At 68.8% G+C, this 21,381-nt stretch carries 20 protein-coding genes; 14 read left to right on the forward strand and 6 right to left on the reverse strand.

The genetic code is table 11. The annotated features are described in order from the left end of the window. Positions 1-40 precede the first annotated feature (40 nt). Positions 41-628, forward strand: a complete 588-nt coding sequence (locus ENSA5_RS21880) for a nucleotidyltransferase family protein (protein WP_106393630.1) — start codon at positions 41-43, stop codon at positions 626-628. A 24-nt stretch (positions 629-652) separates the two neighbouring features. Here ENSA5_RS21880 and ENSA5_RS21885 read toward each other — a convergent pair whose 3' ends face one another. Next, positions 653-2,134, reverse strand: coding sequence for an SNIPE associated domain-containing protein (locus ENSA5_RS21885; RefSeq protein WP_106393631.1), 1,482 nt, complete (start codon positions 2,132-2,134; stop codon positions 653-655). Positions 2,135-2,303: 169 nt separating this feature from the next. Here ENSA5_RS21885 and ENSA5_RS21890 point away from each other — a divergent pair, with 169 nt between their 5' ends. Together ENSA5_RS21890 and ENSA5_RS21895 are read left to right on the forward strand one after the other, a co-directional pair. Beyond that, complete coding sequence (locus tag ENSA5_RS21890) at positions 2,304-3,149, forward strand: hypothetical protein (RefSeq protein ID WP_181198019.1); 846 nt, start codon at positions 2,304-2,306, stop codon at positions 3,147-3,149. Between the two features lie 147 nt (positions 3,150-3,296). Continuing rightward, positions 3,297-3,911, forward strand: a complete 615-nt coding sequence (locus tag ENSA5_RS21895; protein WP_106393633.1) for an SOS response-associated peptidase — start codon at positions 3,297-3,299, stop codon at positions 3,909-3,911. 55 nt (positions 3,912-3,966) lie between these two features. On the opposite strand, the gene ENSA5_RS21900 is transcribed toward ENSA5_RS21895, so the two are convergent. Continuing rightward, positions 3,967-5,760 carry an ArnT family glycosyltransferase gene (locus tag ENSA5_RS21900; protein WP_146155974.1) on the reverse strand — a complete coding sequence of 598 codons (1,794 nt, stop codon included), beginning with the start codon at positions 5,758-5,760 and terminating at the stop codon, positions 3,967-3,969. A 606-nt stretch (positions 5,761-6,366) separates the two neighbouring features. Between ENSA5_RS21900 and ENSA5_RS21910 the strand changes: the two genes are divergently transcribed. Next, on the forward strand, positions 6,367-6,570 hold the full coding sequence (locus ENSA5_RS21910) for an RNA polymerase sigma factor (RefSeq protein WP_146155975.1): 204 nt from the start codon (positions 6,367-6,369) through the stop codon (positions 6,568-6,570). A 138-nt stretch (positions 6,571-6,708) separates the two neighbouring features. On the opposite strand, the gene ENSA5_RS21915 is transcribed toward ENSA5_RS21910, so the two are convergent. Beyond that, positions 6,709-7,581: an XdhC family protein gene (locus ENSA5_RS21915; protein ID WP_106393637.1), complete on the reverse strand. Its 873-nt coding sequence runs from the start codon at positions 7,579-7,581 to the stop codon at positions 6,709-6,711. A 143-nt stretch (positions 7,582-7,724) separates the two neighbouring features. Here ENSA5_RS21915 and ENSA5_RS21920 point away from each other — a divergent pair, with 143 nt between their 5' ends. From ENSA5_RS21920 to ENSA5_RS36235, 5 genes are all read left to right on the forward strand, one after another. After that, the gene (locus tag ENSA5_RS21920) at positions 7,725-8,387 is read left to right on the forward strand and encodes a hypothetical protein (protein ID WP_106393638.1); all 663 of its coding nucleotides are present in this window, start codon (positions 7,725-7,727) and stop codon (positions 8,385-8,387) included. 15 nt (positions 8,388-8,402) lie between these two features. Then, entirely contained in the window at positions 8,403-10,364 is a 1,962-nt protein-coding gene (locus ENSA5_RS21925) for an ABC transporter ATP-binding protein (RefSeq protein ID WP_106393639.1), read from the forward strand. Continuing rightward, entirely contained in the window at positions 10,357-12,228 is a 1,872-nt protein-coding gene (locus tag ENSA5_RS21930) for an ABC transporter ATP-binding protein (protein ID WP_106393640.1), read from the forward strand. The genes ENSA5_RS21925 and ENSA5_RS21930 overlap by 8 nt, the downstream gene beginning before the upstream one ends. A gap of 143 nt (positions 12,229-12,371) precedes the next feature. Beyond that, positions 12,372-13,373 carry a RelA/SpoT-related domain-containing protein gene (locus tag ENSA5_RS21935; RefSeq protein ID WP_106393641.1) on the forward strand — a complete coding sequence of 334 codons (1,002 nt, stop codon included), beginning with the start codon at positions 12,372-12,374 and terminating at the stop codon, positions 13,371-13,373. A 7-nt stretch (positions 13,374-13,380) separates the two neighbouring features. Beyond that, positions 13,381-13,896: a hypothetical protein gene (locus ENSA5_RS36235; RefSeq protein ID WP_146155976.1), complete on the forward strand. Its 516-nt coding sequence runs from the start codon at positions 13,381-13,383 to the stop codon at positions 13,894-13,896. 12 nt (positions 13,897-13,908) lie between these two features. Here ENSA5_RS36235 and ENSA5_RS21940 read toward each other — a convergent pair whose 3' ends face one another. Then, positions 13,909-14,424: a hypothetical protein gene (locus ENSA5_RS21940; protein ID WP_106393642.1), complete on the reverse strand. Its 516-nt coding sequence runs from the start codon at positions 14,422-14,424 to the stop codon at positions 13,909-13,911. Positions 14,425-14,537: 113 nt separating this feature from the next. Between ENSA5_RS21940 and ENSA5_RS21945 the strand changes: the two genes are divergently transcribed. After that, entirely contained in the window at positions 14,538-15,386 is an 849-nt protein-coding gene (locus tag ENSA5_RS21945; protein ID WP_106393643.1) for an SIR2 family NAD-dependent protein deacylase, read from the forward strand. Between the two features lie 31 nt (positions 15,387-15,417). Here the strand turns inward: ENSA5_RS21945 and serA are convergent, their stop codons facing one another. Together serA and ENSA5_RS36240 are read right to left on the reverse strand one after the other, a co-directional pair. Next, the gene (gene serA, locus ENSA5_RS21950; RefSeq protein WP_258182961.1) at positions 15,418-16,650 is read right to left on the reverse strand and encodes a phosphoglycerate dehydrogenase; all 1,233 of its coding nucleotides are present in this window, start codon (positions 16,648-16,650) and stop codon (positions 15,418-15,420) included. A gap of 204 nt (positions 16,651-16,854) precedes the next feature. Further along, on the reverse strand, positions 16,855-17,334 hold the full coding sequence (locus tag ENSA5_RS36240) for a hypothetical protein (RefSeq protein ID WP_146155977.1): 480 nt from the start codon (positions 17,332-17,334) through the stop codon (positions 16,855-16,857). Between the two features lie 201 nt (positions 17,335-17,535). On the opposite strand from ENSA5_RS36240, the gene ENSA5_RS21960 reads away from it, so the two are divergent. The 4 genes from ENSA5_RS21960 to ENSA5_RS21975 all read left to right on the forward strand — a co-directional run bounded on the left by ENSA5_RS21960 (position 17,536) and on the right by ENSA5_RS21975 (position 21,355). Continuing rightward, complete coding sequence (locus ENSA5_RS21960; protein ID WP_106393645.1) at positions 17,536-17,772, forward strand: (2Fe-2S)-binding protein; 237 nt, start codon at positions 17,536-17,538, stop codon at positions 17,770-17,772. Between the two features lie 161 nt (positions 17,773-17,933). Beyond that, a complete protein-coding gene (bfr, locus tag ENSA5_RS21965) occupies positions 17,934-18,398 on the forward strand; it encodes a bacterioferritin (RefSeq protein WP_106393646.1) in 465 nt (154 codons plus the stop codon). Between the two features lie 170 nt (positions 18,399-18,568). Continuing rightward, positions 18,569-20,749 (forward strand): serine/threonine-protein kinase, encoded by a 2,181-nt coding sequence (locus tag ENSA5_RS21970; RefSeq protein WP_106393647.1) that lies wholly within the window; start codon positions 18,569-18,571, stop codon positions 20,747-20,749. After that, positions 20,750-21,355: a Maf family protein gene (locus ENSA5_RS21975; protein WP_106393648.1), complete on the forward strand. Its 606-nt coding sequence runs from the start codon at positions 20,750-20,752 to the stop codon at positions 21,353-21,355. The last annotated feature ends 26 nt before the right edge of the window (positions 21,356-21,381 follow it).

Raw genomic sequence — 21,381 nt, forward strand, 5'->3', positions numbered from 1 at the left:
ACCTGCCGGACCTGCCCGAGCTGCCCGAACCGTCCGGTCGGTGGCCGGGCTGGTCCTGGCCGCGGGCGCCTCGTCGCGGATGGGGCGGGCCAAGGCCCTCGTCGAGCTCGACGGCCGCAGCTTCGTCAACGCGGGGATCGAGCTGCTGCGCGCGGCTGGCTGTGAGCTCGTGCTCGTGGTCGACGGCGCCCATCGCCTCGACCCCGAGTCACTCGCGGGCGCCCGGCTCGTCCACAACTCGCGCTGGCGCGACGGCCCGCTCTCGACCCTCCAGCTCGGCCTCCGCCAGGCCCTCGCGCGGACGCCCGAGCTCGACGGGCTCGTCGCCCACCACGTCGAGCGGCCCCGGGTCCGGGCCCAGACCGTCCGCGCGCTGCTCGAGGCCCACGCCCGCGAGCCCGGGGGGCTGTGGCAGCCGACCCACCTCGGCCGCTCGGGCCACCCGATGCTGTGGCCGCGCGGGCTGTTTTCGCAGCTGCTCGCCCTCGACCCTGCGCGCGACACCGCGCGGGTTCTGGTCCGGGGCGCGGCCGCGGGCCTGCGTCGCAAGCTCGAGGTCGACGACCCCGGGGTGCTCGACAACATCGACACGCCCGCGCAGCTTCAGCGTGTCCGCGGCGAGCCGTGACTCGGGCAGTGAAGTTGGTGCTGCTCAGGCGTGCGCGAACTGCTGCTGGGCGGGCTGCTGGGCGGGCTGGGCAGGCTGGGCAGGCTGTCGCTGCTGAGCCCGTCGCGTCCGCAGGGCCTGCGACTTGCGGAACTCCTCGGCGGCGGCGGTTCGTACGAAGCTGACGTGACCGCGGAGCTCCTTGACGGCAGCTTCGATGTCGTCCAGTGACACCTTGAAGAACTCCTTGCGATTGTTGACGAGGTTGACCTGGTAGGCCGCGAAGCGGCGTTGCAGCTCACTCTCGAACTTGGGAGCGTCCTCGCAGTAAATCATGGCGTGGACATCGAAACGAAATGGTACGGACGCGTCGCCGAGCTCCTTGACGCGGTCCAGGGGCTCGAGACGCCTCGTCATGCCGATTTTGTAAACATGCTCTCCGAACGACCCGATGTTCGAGATCACGTAGACATGGCCGCTGCGGGTGATTTGGGCCCGGGAGACGGCGCGCTCGCGCTTTGACGTCGTCTCTGCCAGCTTCTGCTGGAGATCGTCAATTTTTGCCAACAGTTGGTCGTGGCGTTTTCCAGCGGCCGACTCAGCCTGCTGCTGCGCCTTGGCGATGGCCTTGGTGAGCTTGCTTTCTTCGGCCTCGGCCGCTTTTTGGGCTGCCTCGATCTCCTTCTGGGCCCGCTCTTCTTCGCGCATTTGTTCACGGATCAGGCGCTGCTCCTCCTTCTCTGCCTGGCGCTTCTCTTTGTATGAGTGGGTGAGTCGGAGCTCGTCAATCTTGTACTTGAAGTATGCGGATGTGATCTCGCACTGGTTGACTGCGCCGAGCTTGTTGATGGCGGCGTGGGCTCGGGTGACTCGTTTCTCCAGGGACTCGATGTTGTTGTACTTGACGCGGGCGATGGCGGCGTCGCATTCGCCGTTGAACGCGCGCAGCATCAGCTTGATCTTGTCCTTGATCATCTTGCGCCCCTTGGCCGCGCTGCCTTCGACGGTCCAGGTCGTTCGGCAGACCGCAGCCAGGCCCTCCTTGGTCATGGACTTTTGCAGGTCTCGGATATCGTCGAGCCGCCTCTTGTACTCGTCCGCTGTCCCGAAGTCATAGTTGCTCTCGTAGAGGCCGTGCGCCTCAAACAACGCTTGTTCGTTGAGGTGGGCCAGCTCTGCGCGTAGGGCGTCGGTTTGCCCGCGAAGTTGGGCTTCCTCGGCTCGGGCCTGAGCCAGGTTAGCCTCGGACTGAGCCCGAGCCTGGTCGAACTGCGCATGGTAGCTAGCGATGGTCGCCTGCGCCTGCTGCTGCTCTTGGACGATCTGAGCGCGGATGGCCGCGAGCGTGGCCTCGATGTCGCGGATCGACTGAAAGCGGGTGAGTTGGGCCTCGGCGGTGGCCAGGCGTTGCTCGAGGTCGCCTCTTTCTTGATGAACTTGCGCGAGTCGACGCTTGGACTGTCCGAGGAAAAGGATGGTACCGACGAGTGCGAGGGCCATGACGGCCGCGAGGATGTAACCGAGCATTCTCCGAATCTACCACGGCGAAAGCTATCGAAATCGCGCGTTACGTAGGAGAGTCCACACCACGACGGACTCGTTGGGGGTCTGCGCCGAGGCGAGCGAGCCCCGCGAGCGCGTGGTGTCGAGGCGACTTCTGGACTGAGCCGCGGGGCTGGACTATCGTGGTCCGTATATGGCCCGAGGACCCACAGCGCTCGCCTTTTGTGCCGACGCCTTGCCCGAAGCCTTGCAGGTAAAAAAGCGGCTCCCCGTCGAGCTCCGGGAGGCCTCCTTCTTCGTCTATTGGCCGGGGGACGAGTCTCCGATCTGGCTCCCGAATCGGCGCCCGTCCTCGGACGGGCAACCTTGGATGAACAAGCGCGGCGCCGCGTGGAAGGCCACGAAGTGGTTGGACGAGGTGATCGGGAGGCTCCCGATGCGGGCGGTGAAGCGACTGATGCCCGGGCGCTCCTTCGTCTCGCGCACCCACCTGCGCGGCGACTTCGACCGACGCTCGCTCGCCTGGGTCCGCAAGGCCCTGGCCAAGCAGGACTTCGAGGTCCTCGACATCGACGCGCTGCTGGCCGAGGACACGGACCCGCGTGATGACTGGGACGGACTCGTGCTCGAGTGCGTCGCCGGGGGCGGCGCAGCGGGGAGCTACGACCTCCGGTGGCTGGCCGGAGACCGCGGCTCACTGCGAGAGATGGCCGACTGGCTCGAGGACCCCGAGTCCTATTCGCGCGAGGAGGGGGCGAGCGCGGCGGAGCGCGAGAGCTGGTTCCTCCATGTCGTCCGCGGTGGAGAGGTCGAGCGTAGCGTCGACCTGCGCGAGCACATCCGCGTCGACAAGGAGCCCCTCGAAGCCTGGCTGGCCGGCCCGGCGAAGACGGCGAAGCGCGTGCGTGTGAGCTGGTCTGCGATGAAGCTACCTCGGCCCACGAAGCGCCGCGTGGCTCCCGGCGACGAGGTCAGCCTCCGCGGCCTCGGCCCCGATGAGGACGATCTGATCCGACTTCGCCACGGGGTCAACGAGTGAGCCTGCGCGCCCGCGGGCCCGCGGGCCCGCGGGCCGCGATCACGTCGCCGCTTCGTCGGCCCCGCGGGCGTGCGCTGTGAGCAAGGAACTCGGGGCGACGCCGGTCAACGCGGAGCCGACTCGGCCCCGAGGGTATGCTCGGCCGGGATGTGCGGCCGCTACGTGACCGGAACCGACGAGCACAGCTGGCGCGAGTGGGCGACCTTGCTCGAGCTCCCGACCCTGACCCTGCCGGCGGACTCCAGCGCCTGGGCCGAGCCTTTCGGGCCCACCGCTCAGGTCCCGATCCTGCGCCTGGCGCCCGAGGGCCCCGCGACCCCCGAGCTGGTCCTCGCGCGCTGGGGGCTGATGCCGAGCTGGATGAAGCAGCCCTACAAGCAGCGCCCGCAGTACAACCTTCGCTCCGAGACCGCGCCCAAGCGCTTCAAGAAGTACCTGGCCCGGCGCCGCTGTGTGCTCCCGGCCGCTCGCTTCTGGGTCCGACGTGACGCCGATCGCGAGCGCGTCGCCGTCGAGCTCCCCGACCAGCCGCTGTTCGGCCTCGCCGGGCTGTGGACCGAGCGCGAGATCGACGGCAAGCCCGCGCGCTCGTGCACGATCCTGACGACCGAGGCCGACGCCGAGCTCGGCCGCCTTCACGAGCGCATGCCCGTGGTCCTCGTCGGCGCCGACGCCCGCCGCTGGCTCGCGGCCGACGACGGCGCCGCGATCCTCGGCGAGCTGAGCTCCGCGACGCCCCCGCTGCGGCTGACGGCGGCTTGAGTCACCGCGCGCCCAGCCGCCCCCGCGCCCAGGGTCGCGCGTCGCGGGGCCGGCCTCACCTCGGCATCGCGTTGTCGTCGAAGCGGCGGGAGAAGCTCGTCGGTCGGCGATGGACGCCCCCCAGCGCCCGCACCCGGTTGGCGTCCTCGCGCCGCTCGTAGATGCACCACTGGCTCCGCTCGAGCGGGATCACGCCGACCGGCTCGTAGATCCCGTGGTAGCGAGGGTCTCGCATCAGCGGCCTGGCGGTCGTGTGCTTGTTGGCGAGGCAGTCGTTCTTCTTGGTCACGGTCAGGTGGTAGCGGGGCTCGACGGCGAAAAAGTAATCGCGATAGGCGCGGCCCGTCTTGCCCTTGTAGCCACCCTCGAGCTTCGAGATCTTGGGATCGACGAGGCCGAGGAGGTCGAGGATCGGGTAGTTCGTCAGGTAGCTGACCTTCCCGATGTCGGCCAAGGCGATGGTGCCTTCGACCTCGTCGCGGCCGAATTGCTCCTCGCGGGCCTGAAACCACTCGACCAGGAGTGGGGCGCTCCTGGCGAGGAAGTCCTTCTTCTCGGGCCCAACAAACTCGATCTTCTCGCGGCCCTCGTCCCGCCGACTGAGGTAGGTCAGCGCGAGGACTGCGACCAGGCCCAAGTGGACCCATCGGTTGTCGAGGACGGGCTGCGCGTCCTCGCTCCGGGCCTCATTGGTGGACTCGGCTTCGGCTTCGGCTTCGCTTGGCGCCGTCGCGGGGGCCGAGTCGACGCGCTGCCCGAGCGACCAGATCGCGCGGACACCGAGGCCCGCCAGCAGCAGCCACTCGGGCTGGAGGTGGGCCATGAAGCGCCACAGCTTCATCCAGTCCGAGCCGATCGTCATGGTGTAGAGGCTGCCCATGATGGCGATGGCGGCGACGCACAGGACCTCTCGGTTTCGACGACCGATCCCGAAGGCGATCCCGATCAACGCGAACCACAGGATCGGGCCCTCGAAGCTGAAGTAGTCGGTGACGTAGTGAGTCCCCCGGACGACCTGCCTTTGAAGGTCACCGGTCTTGGCCCCGAGGGTGTTGGGCAGCCAGGCGCCGTAGTAGCTGTGGCGCCAGAGCATGTGGCCGCCCACGGGGATCACGAAGCCCAGCCCGCGGAGGATGTTTCGACGGGACACGAAGGTGCGGGGGCTGACCACGATCGCGCCGAGCACACCGACCACGGCCATCGGGATGGCGAGGTCATTCCACAGCCACGGCTCGTGTTCTCGGGTCACGTAGCCGTGGACGCCCGAGGCGATCAACACCAGCGCGAAGAACATGAACACCGGCCGCCGATCTTCGGGCACCCGGGTCCACAGCGCCGGGCCCGGCAAGAACAGCATCGTCAGCCCGATGAACATCGGAGCCTCCGGTCGAGTGAGACCGCCGAGCGCGAAGACCAGGCCCGACCAGGGCACGCTGGCGTCTCGTTTCTCCTCGCGGAAGGTCATCCACACCCCGAGGATCATCAGCGCGCTGAAGAAGCCCGACTCGAGGCCGAAGACCGAGTGGCCCATGAGCACGGGCGAGGTCGCCAGCAGCCAGGGCGCGATCGGGGGGAGGGTCGACTCGGGCAGGATTCGCCGGGACAGCAGGTAGCAGACCAGGATCGCGCCGACGGCTGCGGCGCCTCCGAGGACCTTGGACAGCAGGTCGGGATCGAGCCCGAGCCGGTAGCCGATCGCCAGGATCAGCGTCCACGCGAAGTTCGTGTAGCCCTCGACGCGCTCGCCGATGTTGAAGACCAGCCCGTGGCCCTCGGCGAGGTTTCTCGCGTACCGATAGCTGATGTAGGCGTCGTCATATGTGAAGTGAGCCAGCTCCGAGAGGAGCACGGCGGCAACGATCAGCGGCAACGCCAGGCCCAGCGTGAATTGGACAATCTCCGCGCGACTCTTGACCACACGCGACGGTACTTGGCCTGCGCCGGCAGGTCTACGCCCGCGCGCTCAAAGAGCTGCTGCCCCCCGTCGAAGCCCGGGTCGAGCCCGTGGCCCTCGGCGAAGTTTCTCGCGTACCGATAGCTGATGGAGGCGTCGTCATATGGGAAGTGAGCCCGCTCCGAGAGGAGCACGGCGGCAACGAGCAGCGCCAACATCCGCAGCAGATGCAACCGTCAACATCGAAGCCTTCAATCAACACACCGAGACCTGGGATCCGATCCGATCGGCTCGACCATGACATCGAGTGCCGCCGTGGAGATCGGTGGGGTCGGTTCGAGGAGGAGGGCGGCCCGCTCGAGCGCATGTTCACGTTTGACCACGAGTCGCTGGCCTGCACGCTCGAGGCAATAAAATCACAGGGCAAGCTGAGCGTCGCGCTCGGCGTCGGACCCAGACCAGGCGCGACATCGAGCTCGGAGGAGAGCGGCGCATAGGCCGCTCGTGGCGATTTTTTTGAGAGGATCTTGGACAGTTCTCGGCGGCTGGTACCTGAACTATGTGACCCGGGCGTTGGGGCTCAAGGCCAACGAGATCGCCGGGATGATGGGCGTGTCGCACTCGGCCATGCGCAGTCGGCTGGCCAAGGCTCGGGCCTTGCTCTTCGAGGCGATGGAGCTGCTCGAGGCCTCGCCCGATGTCCTGGCGAGCACGGTCGACGGTCTCGAAAGGTGGGCCTCGGAGATCCGCGGCGAGCTCGACTGAGCCGTCGATCGGTCCTGCTCGCGCCGAGCCGTCTGCATTCCAGAGGACTGGCCCTGAATCAAGCGCTGCGCGCTCGACTCAGGCCTCCTCGTCAGCGAGGGGCCCCCAAAGTCGCCGCCGGCGGTTGGGGGTCGCAGATCACTTGGCGGTCGCGTCGAGCCGCGCGACCGCCTCGGGGACCACGTTCATGGTCGAGCCGCTGCCGCCGTGGCGCAGGGCGATGAGCTCGGCGGCGATGCTCACGGCGATCTCCGGCGGGGTCCGGCCGCCGAGCGCGAGGCCGATCGGGGCGTGGACCCGGGCGAGGTCCGGGCGCGGCCGGCCGCGCTCGTCGTAGCGGCGCAGGACCCGGGCGAGGATCGTGTGGACCTTGCGGCGGCTGCCGATCATGCCGAGGTAGGCGTGAGGGAGCTCGATGAGCTTGGCCAGGGCTCGCTCGTCGCGGGCGTGGTCGCGGGTCACGATCACGACGTAGTCGCGCTCGCTGAGGTCGGGGATCGCCTCGTCGATCTCGTCGGCGTCGTAGGCGAGGCGCTCGACCGGCTCGAACGAGGGCTCCTCGAGGATCTCCTCGCGGTCGTCGGCGACGATGACCCGAAGGCCGATCGACCGCGCCAGGGGAGCGAGGGCCTGGGCGACGTGGCCGCCGCCGACGATGATCAGCCGGGCCTCGGCCTGCAGATAGTCCACGAACACCTCCATGGCCCCGCCGCAGCACATCCCGAGGTCGCGCACGAGGTGCGCCTCGACCGTGCGCGCCTTGCCGGTGCGCAAGACCTGCTGACACGCCTCGAGCACCTGGTGCTCGATCGCGCCGCCGCCGACGGTCCCGAGCGTCGAGCCGTCCGCGTACAGCAACATGCGCGCGCCGACGACCTGGGGAGCCGAGCCCGACCGACGGATGACCGTGGCGAGCGCTGCCTCACCCAAGCCGCGACCCTCGAGCACGTCGAGCACGGCGGCGGCGATCTGGGCCGGGGTCGCAGATCCGACCGGGCTCGGGGAGGTCATGGCGTGGTTTTACTGTGGCCTCTCGCGCGAAGCCAGGAGCCGCGGCCCACGCCCGCGTGCTAGGCTGTGCGCGCGCCTGCTCCGGACTTCACGCTCCCTCCTCCCTTCTCTACCCCCGAGGGGCAGCCGCTCACCGCACCGCCATGGCACGCTCGATCACCGCTTCGTTCGCCGTCTTGGGTCTCGTGGCCCTCGGCCTCACCGCTTGTGACGCCAAAGAGAACCCCTACGAGGTCAAGAAAAAAGCCAGCGTGGACATCCACAGCTACGAAAAAGAGATGACGCCCGAGGAGCTGGCCGAGGCTCGCAAGGCGGCCGGCCACCCCTCGACCGATCAGATCGCCGAAGAGAACGCCAAGATGTTCGAGAAGGGCGCGCGCGAGTACGTCAAGACCCGCCTGCCCGAGTACCGCGACATCGTGACCGAGCTGCGCGCTTACCTCGACCAGATCGAGAAGGGCGCGCCGAAGTGGAAAGATGACGCGGCGTTCGAGAAATTCAACACCAAGTACAAGGCAGACGTCGACGCGTTCCTCGACGTCTACGACGAGCTGACCGCCAAGGGCGTCGAGGGCGGAAACACCCAGGCCGATCTCGGCTGGGCGGTCCGCGCCTGGGAGGCCCTCAACAACGACCTCGGCCCGGGCGTGATCGACAACGCCCAGCTGCCCGTCGCGATCAAGGAGATCCGCGATCGCCTCGACAAGGTCTCGGCCGCGCTCGACGACATCGAGAAGGACGAGACCCTCGAGGTCAACCCGCTGTACAAGGCGCCGAAAAAAGACAAGAGGAAAAAGAAGAAGTAGAACCGCCGCATCGCGGTGAGTGAGCAGAACCCACAGCGCGCCAGCCCGCTCGACACGCTTCGCGCCGTCCTGCGCTTCTTGTACCGCTACGCGGGGCGCTACTGGGTCTCGTACCTGTTCGGCTTCGCGGCGCTGTTTGCGACCAACTGGGCCGTCGTCCGCATCCCCACGCTGGTCGGCGAGATCCTCAACACCCTCGAGCGCGCGGGGGTGGCTGAGGCCGAGCTCTCGACCGCGGTCAGCGCCGAGATGGCCGCGGCGATCGAGCCGGTCAGCGCGCTCGCGCTCGAGCTGATGCTCTGGGCCAGCGCGTTGATCGTCGTGCGCACCCTCTCGCGGGTGCTGTTCTTCAACCCCGGGCGTGACATCCAGTATCGCCTCGGCGTCGATCTCTTCGCTCACCTGCTCACGCTCCAGCGGCCCTTTTACGCCCGGCGCCGGGTCGGCGAGCTGGTCTCGGTCGCCGCCAACGACACCCAGTCGGTCCGCCTCCTGGTCGGCTTCGCGGGCCTGCAGGTGTGCAACGTCGCCGTAGCGATCCCGCTGCACCTCTATCAGATGCTGCGCACCGACTGGGTCTTGACCCTGTGGTGCGTGGCGCCGGTCGTGCTCGGCGGCATCTACATGCGGTGGACGGTCCAGCGCTTCTACACGCTGATCCGAAGCTCGCTCGAGAAGCTCGCGGCGCTGTCGGATCGGGTGCTCGAGAGCTTCTCCGGGGTCGGCACGATCCGCGCGCACGTGGCCGAGGAGGCCGCCGTCGAGCGCTTCGAGCGCTACAACCGAGACTACCTCGATCTCCAGCTCGACATCGCCTCGCTGCGCGCCTTCGCGATGCCGGCCCTGGCCTTCTCGGGCTACGTCGGCACCGGCTTGGTCTTGTGGGTCGGGGGCAACCGCGTGCTCGCCGGTCAGCTCGAGGTCGGCGACCTCGCGACCTTCACGGCCCTGCTGATCAGCCTGGTCTCGATCTTGACCTCGCTCGCGTGGGTCCTGACCGCGTTCTCGCGCGGGACCGTGGCGCTGAGCCGGGTCCAGGAGCTGCTCGACGCCGACCCCGAGCTGCCCGAGGTCGAGCACCGCGAGCCGCTCGCGAGCCCGCCTCGGGTCGAACTGCGCGAGCTCAGCTTCACCCACGAAGGTCGCGAGGAGCCCGCGCTTCAGGGGATCTCGGTCGTCGTCGAGCCCGGTCACACGCTCGGGATCTTCGGGCGCACGGGCTCGGGCAAGACCACGCTCATCGATCTGCTCGCGCGGGTCTACACGCCCCCGCGCGGCGCGGTGCTCGTCGACGGTCACGACGTCCGTGGGTGGGAGCTCGAGGGCCTGCGCGAGGGGGTCGCCGTCGTGCCCCAGAGCCCATTTTTGTTCTCGACCACGCTGCGCGACAACATCCGCCTGCTCGGTGAGGGCGCGTACACGGCCAAGGCCGACGCCGAGGTCGCCGGGCCGCGGTTGGCGTTGTTTCGTCACCGTCGTCGTGACGCGGGCGGAGCCGCGTCGGCGCCCGGGGCCGCGTCCGGGCCGGACCCACGGCTCGAGCGGGTCATCGACTCGGCCTGCCTCGGGCCCGACGTGAGCGCGCTGCCCGAGGGCCTCGACACGATCGTCGGCGAGCGCGGCGTGATGCTCTCGGGTGGTCAGCGCCAGCGCACCGCGCTGGCGCGGGCGCTCTACCGCGAGCCCAACTTGCTGCTCCTCGACGACGTGCTCTCGGCCGTGGACCAGGCGACCGAGGCCAAGCTCGTCGACGCGATCCGCAGCCTCCGCGGGCGAGCGGGCTCGGGGCCCGGGGGCGCGCCGACCACGGTCATCGTCTCGCACCGGACCAGCGTGCTCGAGCACGCCGACGAGATCCTCGTGCTCGACCAGGGCGAGGTCATCGAGCGTGGGACCCACGCCGAGCTCCTCGCGAAGGGCGGGGCCTACGCCGCTGCGCACGCGCACCAGCGCGAGGAGGCCAAGGCCGATGGCTGAGTCGCCCCCCCAGTCAGGGGCCGAGAAAGAGAAGCCCTCGGCGCTCGCGCTGCTGCGGCGCTTTTGGCCCTTCGCGCGCCGCCACAAGCGATGGTTGTTGACCGGCGTCGCCGTGATCCCGCTGGTCGCGGTCATGACCACGGTGCGTCCGCTGCTGGTCAAGGAGGCCGTCGACGTGTCGATCCCCGCCGGAGACGGTCGCGGTCTTCAGCGCCTCGCGCTGCTGTTCATGGCCGCGGTCGTGGTCGAGTTCGTGTCGATGGCCCTGCAGGTCTACGCGCTCCAGCGGGCCGGCCACGCCAGCATCTACGATCTGCGCACGACGATCTTCCGCCACGTGCTGTGTCTCCCGGCCCGCTTCTACGACAAGACCCCGCTCGGCTCGCTGCTCTCGCGCAGCACCAGCGACGTCGAGGCCCTCGGCGAGACCCTGTCCTTCGGCGTGTTCACGATCCTGACCGACGTCGTGATGATCGGCGCGATCTTGACCTCGATGTTCGCGCTCAGCTGGCAGCTGACGCTGATCTCGCTGTCGGTCGCGCCCTTGTTGTTCGTCCTGGTCCGGTGGTTTTCGACCACGCTGCGCGGCCTCCAGCTCGAGATCCGCCGGGCTCAGGGGGTCCAGTCCGGCTACCTGACCGAGCAGCTCTCGGGCATCGGCGTCGTCCAGCTCTACGCCCACGAGGCCCACGCGCGCAGCACCTACGAGGCCCTCGGCGAGCGCTACTTGCGGGCCACGAAGCTGGCCAACATCTTCGACTCGCTCCTGTACTCGCTGATGGACGGGATCTCCGCCTTCTGCGTCGCGCTGCTGCTCTACTTTGGGGCCCCGGCGCTGCTCGGCGACGTCGGCGCGTTCGGGGATCTGGCCGGGGCGAGCTCCGGCGCGCTCACGCTCGGGACGCTGTTCGCCTTCGCCTCGTACCTCCAGCGCGTCTTCGTGCCGATCCGCGAGTTCTCCAGCAAGCTCGCGACGATCCAGCGCGCGGCGGCCTCGCTCGAGCGGATCTTTGGTCTGCTCGACACCCCGCGCGAGGCCCGGTCCGAGCTCGATCATCCCGGCGAGTTCGACGGCGCCGAGGATCCCCTCGCGCGCTGGACCGGCGCTGTCCGGGTCCGAAACCTGCGCTTCTCCTACGACTACGAAGGCGGCGCCCCGGAGGTCCTGCGCGGGCTCGACTTCGAGATCGAGGCCGGCGAGGTCGTGGCCGTGGTCGGGCGCACGGGCTCGGGCAAGACCAGCCTCGGGCGGATCCTGACTCAGCTGTACGACGGCTACCACGGCCACGTGGAGCTGCTCCTCGACGACGGCACCAGCGTCGAGCTCGCCGAGCTCCCCCCCGACCTCGTGCGCCGCCGCCTGCTCATGGTCCAGCAGGACGTGTTCTTGTTCGACGAGAGCGCCGGGTTCAACGTCACCCTCGGCGAGCTCGAGCTCGAGGGCGACCCCGGTCGGGTCGAGCGCGCGCTCGAGACCGTGCAGGCGGCCGAGTTCGTGCGCGAGCGCGGCGGACACGAGGCGGCCGTCGGCGAGCGCGGGGGCAACCTGTCCGTCGGCGAGGCCCAGCTGCTCGCCTTCGCGCGGGTCGCCGCCCGCTCGCCGACGATGCTGATCCTCGACGAGGCGACCGCGAGCGTCGACAGCCTGACCGAGCAGCGGGTCCAGGAGGCGATCGAGCGCCTGCTCGAGGGTCGCAGCGTGCTGGTCATCGCCCATCGGCTCAGCACCGTGCGGCACGCTGACAAGATCATCGTGCTCGCCGACGGGGAGATCGCCGAGCTCGGTGATCACGAGACCTTGATGGCCAACGAGGGGCTCTACGCGGATCTCTACCGCAGCGGCTTCGCCGAAGATCCCGAGTGAGCGCGGGCGACAATGCAGGAGGTGGCCCGATATTGGGCCACTTCGTCGGCGAACCCGGCCTGCTCGTCGGCCAGTCATCGCTCTCTCCCCGACCTCGTCGGCTTGCGCCGACCCCAGCGCGACGCCAGACTACCGCGCACGTCATGTCCAACGGCGATCGCAGCTTGGTGACCGATGCAGAGATCGAGCGCGTCGTCAGACTCTACCGCCAGATGTTGCCTCGCTTCGAGGAGGCCGCCCGTCATGTCGAGAGCCAGCTGCGACGTGAGTTGCGCTCGATGGCGGTTCGTGGGCTGCTGTCTTCACGGGCGAAGCACCCCCAGGACGTCGCCGACAAGATCAGACGCAAGCGTGAACGCGGTGATCCTCGCTACACCTTCGCGCGGCTCGGCGACGACCTCAACGAAGTCATCACCGATCTAGCTGGCGCCCGGGTGGTCGTCTACCACCCAAAAGATGAAGAGCGCGTGTTCGAAACGATTCGTCGCTCGTTTGCCATCGCGGACGTGGAGAACGCAGTCGAGGTCAAGTTGGCAGACACATATCGAGCACGGCACGTGCTGGTGGCGATCGATGAGTCGGCCGAGCGAGAGTCACTGCGAGGCACCTACGTCGAAGTGCAGATCTCCTCGATCTCCTCGCATGTGTTCAACGAGCTTGAACATGACATCGCCTACAAGGACAAGGGGGTCACGCCAACAGACAAAGTGAGGGAGTGTCTCGAGCAGGTCCTTCATGCGAGCCGTCTGCTCGACCGTGCCGTCGAGCACCTTCTCGAGGCGAGGCACGAGTCCGTCGTCAGCGCGGGACGCCTGCTGGAGAACGCCGAAGACCTTCGCTACGCGCTCGAGCAGCACGCGGGCCGATGGCTGAGTGGAGATTTCGAGCAGCTCTTTCGGCTGTTGCGACCGGTGGTCGACAACCTCACTGCGACGAACCTCATCGCACTCTTCAGCGACATCCCGGCTTTGCTCGATGAGGGGGCGCGTCGGGCGCGAGCGACAGGCGGCGACTTCGACCATGTTGCGTGCCTCGCGCTGTCGATCATCGATCAGTTCGGTACAGACTTCGAGGATGTCGTCGCGTCATGGGAGCCGACTTCAGCGCTCAAGCGCGCTATCATGGAGTTCAAGACCGATGCCTAGGTCACGCTTGACGCTCGCGGACTTGGCGACCGGCCTGACCGGCCGCGGCGAGCAATTTAGCGAGCTCAAGGTCTTCGCAGACGACGTCGAGGAGATCGTGGCGCTCGGTCGAGGCGACACGCCCGAGCAGCTCAGGCCGCTGGATCGAGAGGGCAAACGCTTCGCGTTCACCCACGACAACCGGCCCTTCGAGGTCGAACTCTCGGGCTCGGGTGTGGTTCGTGTCTACCAGAGCTCGCGGCCGGATCCCGATGTGATGCTGACGGCGACTGCAGTGGGAGCCATGGCAGGAGCCGCGGTTGGTGCGGCGTCGTCCCGGAAAGGGCAAAATTGGCTCGGAGGTCTCGTCGTCGGGATGTTGGCGGGGGCCGTCTTCGGTGCCGGAGCTACGGTGTCGCCGCCGCGTCGCGTCCTCACGATGGCCTTCGATGCAGGCACTGGGCGCTGGCAGATCTACGACGGTGGGCTCGTACGTTGGATGAAAGAAGAGTTTCGTTCGTCCGCGCCGCAGCCATCCGCGTGAACTGCTCGGCGCTCAGCGGTACGGACTCGGCGGGGTCTGGAGCCGCTCCTCGAACAGCGTCAGCTCGCGAACGAGGCGCTCGAGCTGCTTGTGCAGCGGCGGCTGACCGGGCTTGCGCTTGCGCTCGAGCGACCAGCCCTCGGCCTCGAACAGCGCCCGGATCGCCTCGCTCTGGGCTCCGACGTCGTGCAGGTAGGCGCGGTCGTTGGGTCCGAGGCGCTCGAGCTCGTGGATCCAGTCGCCGATCTCCCGGGCTGCGTCGCTGAGGATCTGCTGGGTCTCGTCGAAATCCCGGATCGAGACGCTCGCGTCGAGGTGTCGCCCATCTCGCAGGGGGCCCTCGAGGCTCAGGCGCAGCGCTCGGGTGTCGCGGGCGAGCGCCTGCAGCCGCGTCGACAGGTGCGAGAGCTGCAGCGGGCTCTCCTCGGGGCTGCTCGCGAGGTAGCGGCGGCTGCGGATCTCGCCGCGCATGGTCTGCAGCAGCCCGAGCGCCGCGATGGCGGCGAGCACCAGGTAGACCCAGGTCACGCGCCCGCGATGATACTACCGATGCGAGGTCAGGGGGCCGATGTGAGCCAGCGGCGGATCCCCGCGCGAGCATCGACTTGCCTGTCAAAGTGTTTTAGTTACACTTTGATGCCATGGCTGACAACCAACCCTCCGAGTCCGAGCTCAGCGCCGAGCTCGACGCTCTGCTCGCGCGGACCAGGCCCGAGCGGGTCGTCGTGGTCACGGGCGCGGGCATCTCCGCCGAGAGCGGGATCCCGACCTTCCGCGGGCCCGAGGGCTACTGGACCGTGGGCTCGCGCGAGTACCACCCCGAGGACATGGCGACCGAGGCCGCGTTCTCGACCATGCCGCGCGAGGTCTGGCGCTGGTACCTCTACCGCAAGGGCGTGTGCAATGCGGCCGCGCCCAACGTCGCCCACGAGGCCCTCGCGCGGCTCGAGGGCGCGCTCGGTGAGCGCTTCACGCTCGTGACCCAAAACGTCGACGGCCTCCACCTGCGCGGCGGCTGCTCCCTCGCCCGCACGATCCAGGTCCACGGCAACACCGACTTCATGCGCGCGGTCGAGGGCGACGACACGCCGATCCCGATCCCCGCGGGGGTCCCGGCGATCGGCCGCGACGAGCCGCTGTCCGACGAGGCCTGGGAGCTGCTCGTGACCGCCGACGGCCGCCGCACGCGCCCGCATATCCTGTGGTTCGACGAGTGCTACAACGAGAAGCTGTACCGCTCGGAGTCGGCCCTCGCGGCCGCCGAAGGCTGCGAGCTGCTCGTGGTCGTCGGGACCTCGGGCGCGGCCGCGATCCCCTACCACGTGGCCGCGGTCGCGCTGAAGAACGACGCGGCGATCATCGACATCAACCCGGGCAGCAACCCGTTCTCGGCCCACGCCGTCGACCGGGCCAAGTCCGGCAAGGGCCTGTGGCTGCGCGGCTCGGGCTCGCGCTGGGTCCCCGAGCTCGTCGACAAGCTGACGGGATGACGGGAAGGCCTTCGTCTGGCCCGAGCGGAGCTCAGCCGAGCAGGCGCGTGCGCAGGGACTGATCGAGCCTGGCGATGCCCTCGCGCAGGGCGCTGGCGCGGGCGTCGTCGCGCGGGACGTCGATATCCATCAGCAGCAAGCCGTTGCCGCCGTCGGTCACGAGGTGCTGGCCCGTGATGTTGACGCCGACCTCGGCGACCACGTTGTTGACCCGCGAGAGCACGCCCGGGACGTTCTTGTGGATGTTGACGAGGCGGCAGCCGCCGCGGATCTCGGCGCCGTCGAGCGCAGGCAAGGTGATGCAGCCGATCGTGCGGCCCGAGGTCATGTAGCCGGCCAGGGCCTCGCTGACCTCGCGGCCGATGTTGGCCTGGGCCTCCTGCGTGCTGCCGCCGATGTGCGGGGTCAAGATGACCGAGCGCTTGCCCTGCAGCGGCGACTCGAAGCGATCCCCGGCGGCCTTGGGCTCCTTGGGGAACACGTCGATCGCGGCCCCGGCGACGTGGCCGCTGTCGATCGCCGCGGCCAGGGCGTCGAGGTCGACCACGCTCCCGCGCGAGGCGTTGATGAGGTACGCGCCGGGCTTGAGCTTGGCGATCTGCTCGGGCCCGATCATCAGGCGGGTCTGCTCGGTGTCGGGCACGTGGAGCGTGACGAAGTCGGACTCCGCGAGCAGGGTGTCGAGATCCTCGACGACGCCGGCGTTGCCGAGCGGCAGCTTGTTGACGATGTCGTAGTAGCTGACGCGGAGGCCGAGGGCCTCGGCGAGCACGCTCAGCTGCGAGCCGATGTGGCCGTAGCCGATGATGCCGAGCTTCTTGCCCCGGACCTCGTGAGCGCCCTTGGCGTTCTTGAGCCACGCGCCCTCGTGGGCGGCCCAGCTGCGCATGCAGATCTGCCGCGACAGCATCACGATCTCGGCGATGATCAGCTCGGCGACCGAGCGGGTGTTGGAGAAGGGCGCGTTGAACACGGCGACCCCGGCCGCGCGCGCGCGCGCGAGGTCGATCTGGTCGGTCCCGATGCAGAACGCACCGACCCCGACCAGGCGCGGGACCGCGTCGATCACTGGCGCCCGGACCTTGGTCTTGCTGCGCACGCCCAGGAGCACGGGCTCGTCGCCGGGGATGTCGCGCAGGGCCGCGATCAGCTCGTCTCCGGCCAGCCCGGCCGAGGTCCGGTGGACGTCGATGTCGGCGCGCGCGAAGGCGTCGTCGGCAGACTCGTGGATGCTCTCGCTCAGCAGGACGTGGGCTCGCGGCACGCCGGGGAGTGTGCGGCTTCGAGGTGGCCCCGGCAAGACGCGCTAGCAGTCCGGGGTGCAATGCATCGTGTCGCCTCGCGCCGGAATTTTCGCTGAGGGCGCGAAGCCAAAACGCCGCTGTACCGGGCGTACTGCAAGTTTTGGCGACAAAGCCATCGGCGAAAAGGCCAAGCGAGGCGGCGCGAGGCATTGCACCCCGGGCTGCTAGGGGCTCTCGAACCGACCGTCGATCATCGCGCAGGTGTCCCGCGCACGCTCGACCTTCGCGCCTTCGTAGTGGCGCAGCTCGACACCGGTCGCCTCGAGCACGCAGGTCGCGATCACGCCCTCGCTCGGACACGGGCCCTCGCTCAGCGCGACGCCCTCGAAGCAGCGCGGCTCACTCGCGCCCTTGTGGTTGCTGTAGTCGATGCACAGCCGTCGAGGCCCTCGATCACCGACGACCAGCTCGCGCTGATCGCAGCTCGGGCCGCCGACCTCGGGCGTGGGCTCGGGCGCGGGCTCGGGCTCGGGCTTCGCTGCGGGCGCGGGCGTCGGCGCGGGCGTCGGCGCGGGCGTCTCGGCGGTCTCGACCGCGGGGCGCGTGTTCGCCGTCGGCCTGCTCGTCGATCCGTCGCACGCGAAGCCCGACAGCAACATCGTGGTCCCGAGCAGTGCCGGAGTCAGCGCGCGCAGAGGGGACATCGCTGGGCGTTATGAGCCAGCCGCGCGAGGTGGGTCAAGCTGGCGGGCGCCCCCGCCGAAGGAGCGTGCGGGGTGCGCCATACACGCGAACCCGCGTCTCCCAGGTCGAGGAGCCCGCAAATTGGCGCCGAGAGCCGCTGGATTTGACCGCGCAATTCATCGCTTGATCGTCCGAGCCGAGCCCGCTATACCAAGAAGGCATTGAAAACGACTTTCAATGCCGACCTCTCCAACCCAGCCATCACCATGCTCGTCTGCATCTGCAAGGGTGTCTCCGACCGCCGCATCACCGAAGAGATCCGGCGGGGAGCCTGCACGCTCCGGCAGATCCAGGACGGCTGTGAGGCGGGCACGGATTGCAAGTGCTGCGTCCGCCAGATCCGCCAGATGCTGGCGTCGAGTGGCCCCGCGCGGCAGAGCGCGTCGGAGTCCCGCTGAGGCTCGCGGGCTCTAAAATTGAAAGCCACTTTCATCTAAAGCCGAGCTGATCGGCGGCTGGGCGCGCCGTTGAAAACGCCGGTCGAGTTCGTTGACGCCGGTCGAAACACCCGGCGCGAGGCCGTTGCCAGGCCGGTCCGGCTTGCTACGGTGCCAGCGAAATGAAGGGCAAACCCGAAGTCATCGAGCTGCTCAACGAGGTACTCACCGCGGAGCTGACCGCGATCAACCAGTACTTCATCCACGCCAAGATGCTGCAGAACTGGGGCTTGAACAAGATCGCCGCCCAGGTCCGCGCCGAGTCGATCGACGAGATGAAGCACGCCGACGAGCTCATCGAGCGGATCTTGTTCCTCGATGGGGTGCCCAACCTGCAGCGCTACAGCAAGATCAACGTGGGCGAGACGCCCAAGGAGCAGTTCGAGCTCGACCTGAAGCTCGAGTACGAGGCGCTCGAGCGCTTCAACCGGGGCGTCGCGCTGTGCCGTGACCGCGGCGACAACGGCAGCCGTGAGCTGCTCGAGAAGATGCTGGTATCCGAGGAGAGCCACGTCGACTGGCTCGAGACCCAGCTGGATCTGATCGGCCGTTTGGGCGAAGAGCGCTACCTCGCGGAGCAGCTGTAGCAGCCATCCGCCGGGCCGGGTTGGCCGCAGCCGCGCGCTGCGTCCCCCGGCTTGCGTGGTCCCCGGCCCTCGAGACTGCGCTGAGGCGCCGATGGCACCCGGTATCGGCTGATCTGGGCTCTGGCTCGGTGCGACATGCAAAAGCGCCGTGCGGATAGTATTTTGCCCCCGTGAGCGAGGCCGCCACCCAAACCGAGGAGCTTCACGCGCTTCTGGGGACGACGATCGCCGAGCGCTATCGGCTCGACGAGCTGCTCGGGATCGGCGGGATGGGGGCGGTGTTCCGCGCGCGCCACCTGCTGCTCAAGCGTGACGTCGCGGTCAAGATTCTGCATCCGCAGCTCGGTGCCAACGACGACATCTCCAAGCGCTTCGATCGCGAGGCCCAGAGCGCGGCGCGTCTCGACCACCCCAACATCATCCCGGTCACCGAGTTCGGCTCGACCGACGACGGCATGAAGTACATGGTCATGCAGCTGTTGTCGGGCAAGGAGCTCGGCGAGCTGCTTGGCGAGCCGCTCGACCCGCTGCGCGGGATCGACCTCGAGATCCAGATCTTGCGTGGTCTGGAACACGCTCACAACAACGGCGTCATCCACCGCGATCTCAAGCCCGAGAACGTGTTCGTGACCACGGACCACGAGGATCAGGAGATCCTCAAGCTCGTCGATTTTGGCATCGCCAAGCTGATCGACGACGACGACGACGACGAGGAGGGCGCGGTCCAGCCGCTGACCCGCCTCGGCCTGGTGTTTGGCACGCCCCGCTACATGAGCCCCGAGCAGGCCACGGGCTCGACGATCGACCACCGAACCGACATCTACTCGGCCGGGGTGCTGCTCTACCAGATGCTGGCGGGGCGCGTGCCCTTCGAGCACGACGACCCGGTCTCGCTGATCCGGATGCAGGTCACCGTCGAGCCGCCGCCGCTGCCCGACACGATCCCGCTCCCGCTTCAGCGCGTGGTCAGCATGATGATGGCCAAGAGCCGGGACCAGCGCTATCCGGACGCGCGCTCGGCTCGCAAGGCCCTCCAGGCCGTGCAGGCCCAGCTCGCCGACGACGCCGGGGTCCCGATCAAGATGAGCCCCCACGACACCGGGCTCGTGGATCCGCGCGACATCTACCCGCCCGGCCACGAGGCGCTCGAGTCCAACCCCGCGTTTCGTGCGGGCTCGGGCTCGCATCCGGGCGCTGCGTCGGGCTCGGGCTCGGGCGTGGGCGTGAGCGGACCCTACGACCCCTCGGAGCACAGCGGTCCGATGGAGACCGAGGCGAGCGGGCCGATCTCGACCTCGGCCGCGACCATGCCGCCGGTCTCGGGCTACGAAGCGCCCAAGCCCAAGATGACGCAGATGTCGCTGGCCGACGCGCTCACCCAGGCCCACCCGACCCTGCAGCAGCGCTCGCCCTTCGCCGAGTGGATGGCCGCGATCCCGCGGATGTGGTGGTACGTCGGCGGCGGGATCCTCGGCCTCTTGCTGATCGTCGCGCTGTGGCCCAGCGGCAGCGACGACGAGTCGAGCGACGAGGGCAGCAGCAGCGACGCCGGTGACGTCGCGCTGGTGGGCAAGGATGACGACGGCGCCGACGAGCCGGTCGAGGAGGCGCCGGGCGTCGACGAGGACACGCTCGTCGCGATCGACGTGGCCCTCAGCAGCAAGAAAGAGGACGAAGCCCTCGATCTGATCCGGCCCGCGCGCGACAAGCTGCCCGACGATCCGCAGCTGCTGTGGCGCGAGGGCAAGGCCCTCGCGATGAAGCGGGCCAAGAGCAGCCGCGTGACCGCGCTCGAGCGCTACGGCCAGGCCCTCGATCACGACCCCTCGTTGACCGAAAACCCCGACTTCTACGGTGAGCTCAACGTGCTCCTGCGCGTCCAGACCATCCAGGAAGAGGCGATCAACCTCGCGCTGCAAAAGCTCGGGCCCGCCGGTCACAACTTCTTGATCGAGCTCGTCAACGTCGACGACCCCCGCGCGATGCTCGACTGGGTCGCGCGCCACCGCGTGCTCGACGAGCTCAGCCGCCACCCCGACGCGATGAAGCTCGTCGACGTCAAGCTCAACCTCGCCCGCGACCTCTACCAGGCCGGCGAGTCCCCGGCGCCCTGCGCCGAGTTTAGCCGCGCGCTGACCTCGATCGCGACGGCCAAGGACCTGTACTTCGTCGAGCATGTGTTCGGGGTCAGTCCGCCCGCGCCAGGCTCTGACACCGAAGACGCCGCCGTGTGCGAGACCCTCGACGCCAAGCTCGTCGTCGTGCGCGACCTGTACGCCGCCGCCCACCCCGACGAGGCCGCCCAGTACACGAGCTCGGGGCCGGGCAAGAGGCAGAAAAAGAACAGGTAGGTGGACGGGCGCAGCGCAAGCCTCGTGCTCGCGAGCACCTCGCGCTGGCGGGCCGAGCTGCTCGCTCGCCTCGAGCTGCCGTTTGAGACCGCGGCCCCGAGCTTCGACGAGCGCGGCGAGGATCACCGCTTCGCCGCGCTCGGTCCCCAGCAGTTTGCCCTTCACCTCGCCCGCGGCAAGGCGGCGAGCCTGGCCGGACGCGACGACAACCCGTGGATCCTCGCGGCCGATCAGCTCGCCGTCCTCGATCGAGCGGACGGCCCGCTGCTCTTGCACAAGCCCGGGACCGAGGCCCGAGCCGTCGAGCAGCTCATGCGCCTGCGCGGGCGCAGGCATCGGCTCGTGACCGCGGTCGTGCTCACCCGCGCGGGCGTCGAGCACCACGAGATCGACGAGCAGCGCCTGACGATGCGGGCGTTCTCGCGGGCCGAGGCCGAGGCCTACGTCGCCCGCCATCGCCCGCTCGCCAGCGCGGGCGCCTACCACATCGAGGACGCGGGCATCCGCCTGTTCGAGCGGATCGAGGGCGAGGACTACACGGGGATCATCGGGCTGCCCTTGCTGGCCGTGTGTCGGCTGCTGCGGGCGGCCTCGCTGCTGGTCTGAGGGGCTCGCTTGGGGCTCGCCTGGGG

Origin of the sequence: Enhygromyxa salina, assembly GCF_002994615.1 — a bacterium.
Taxonomy (GTDB): Bacteria; Myxococcota_A; Polyangia; order Nannocystales; family Nannocystaceae; genus Plesiocystis; species Plesiocystis salina_A.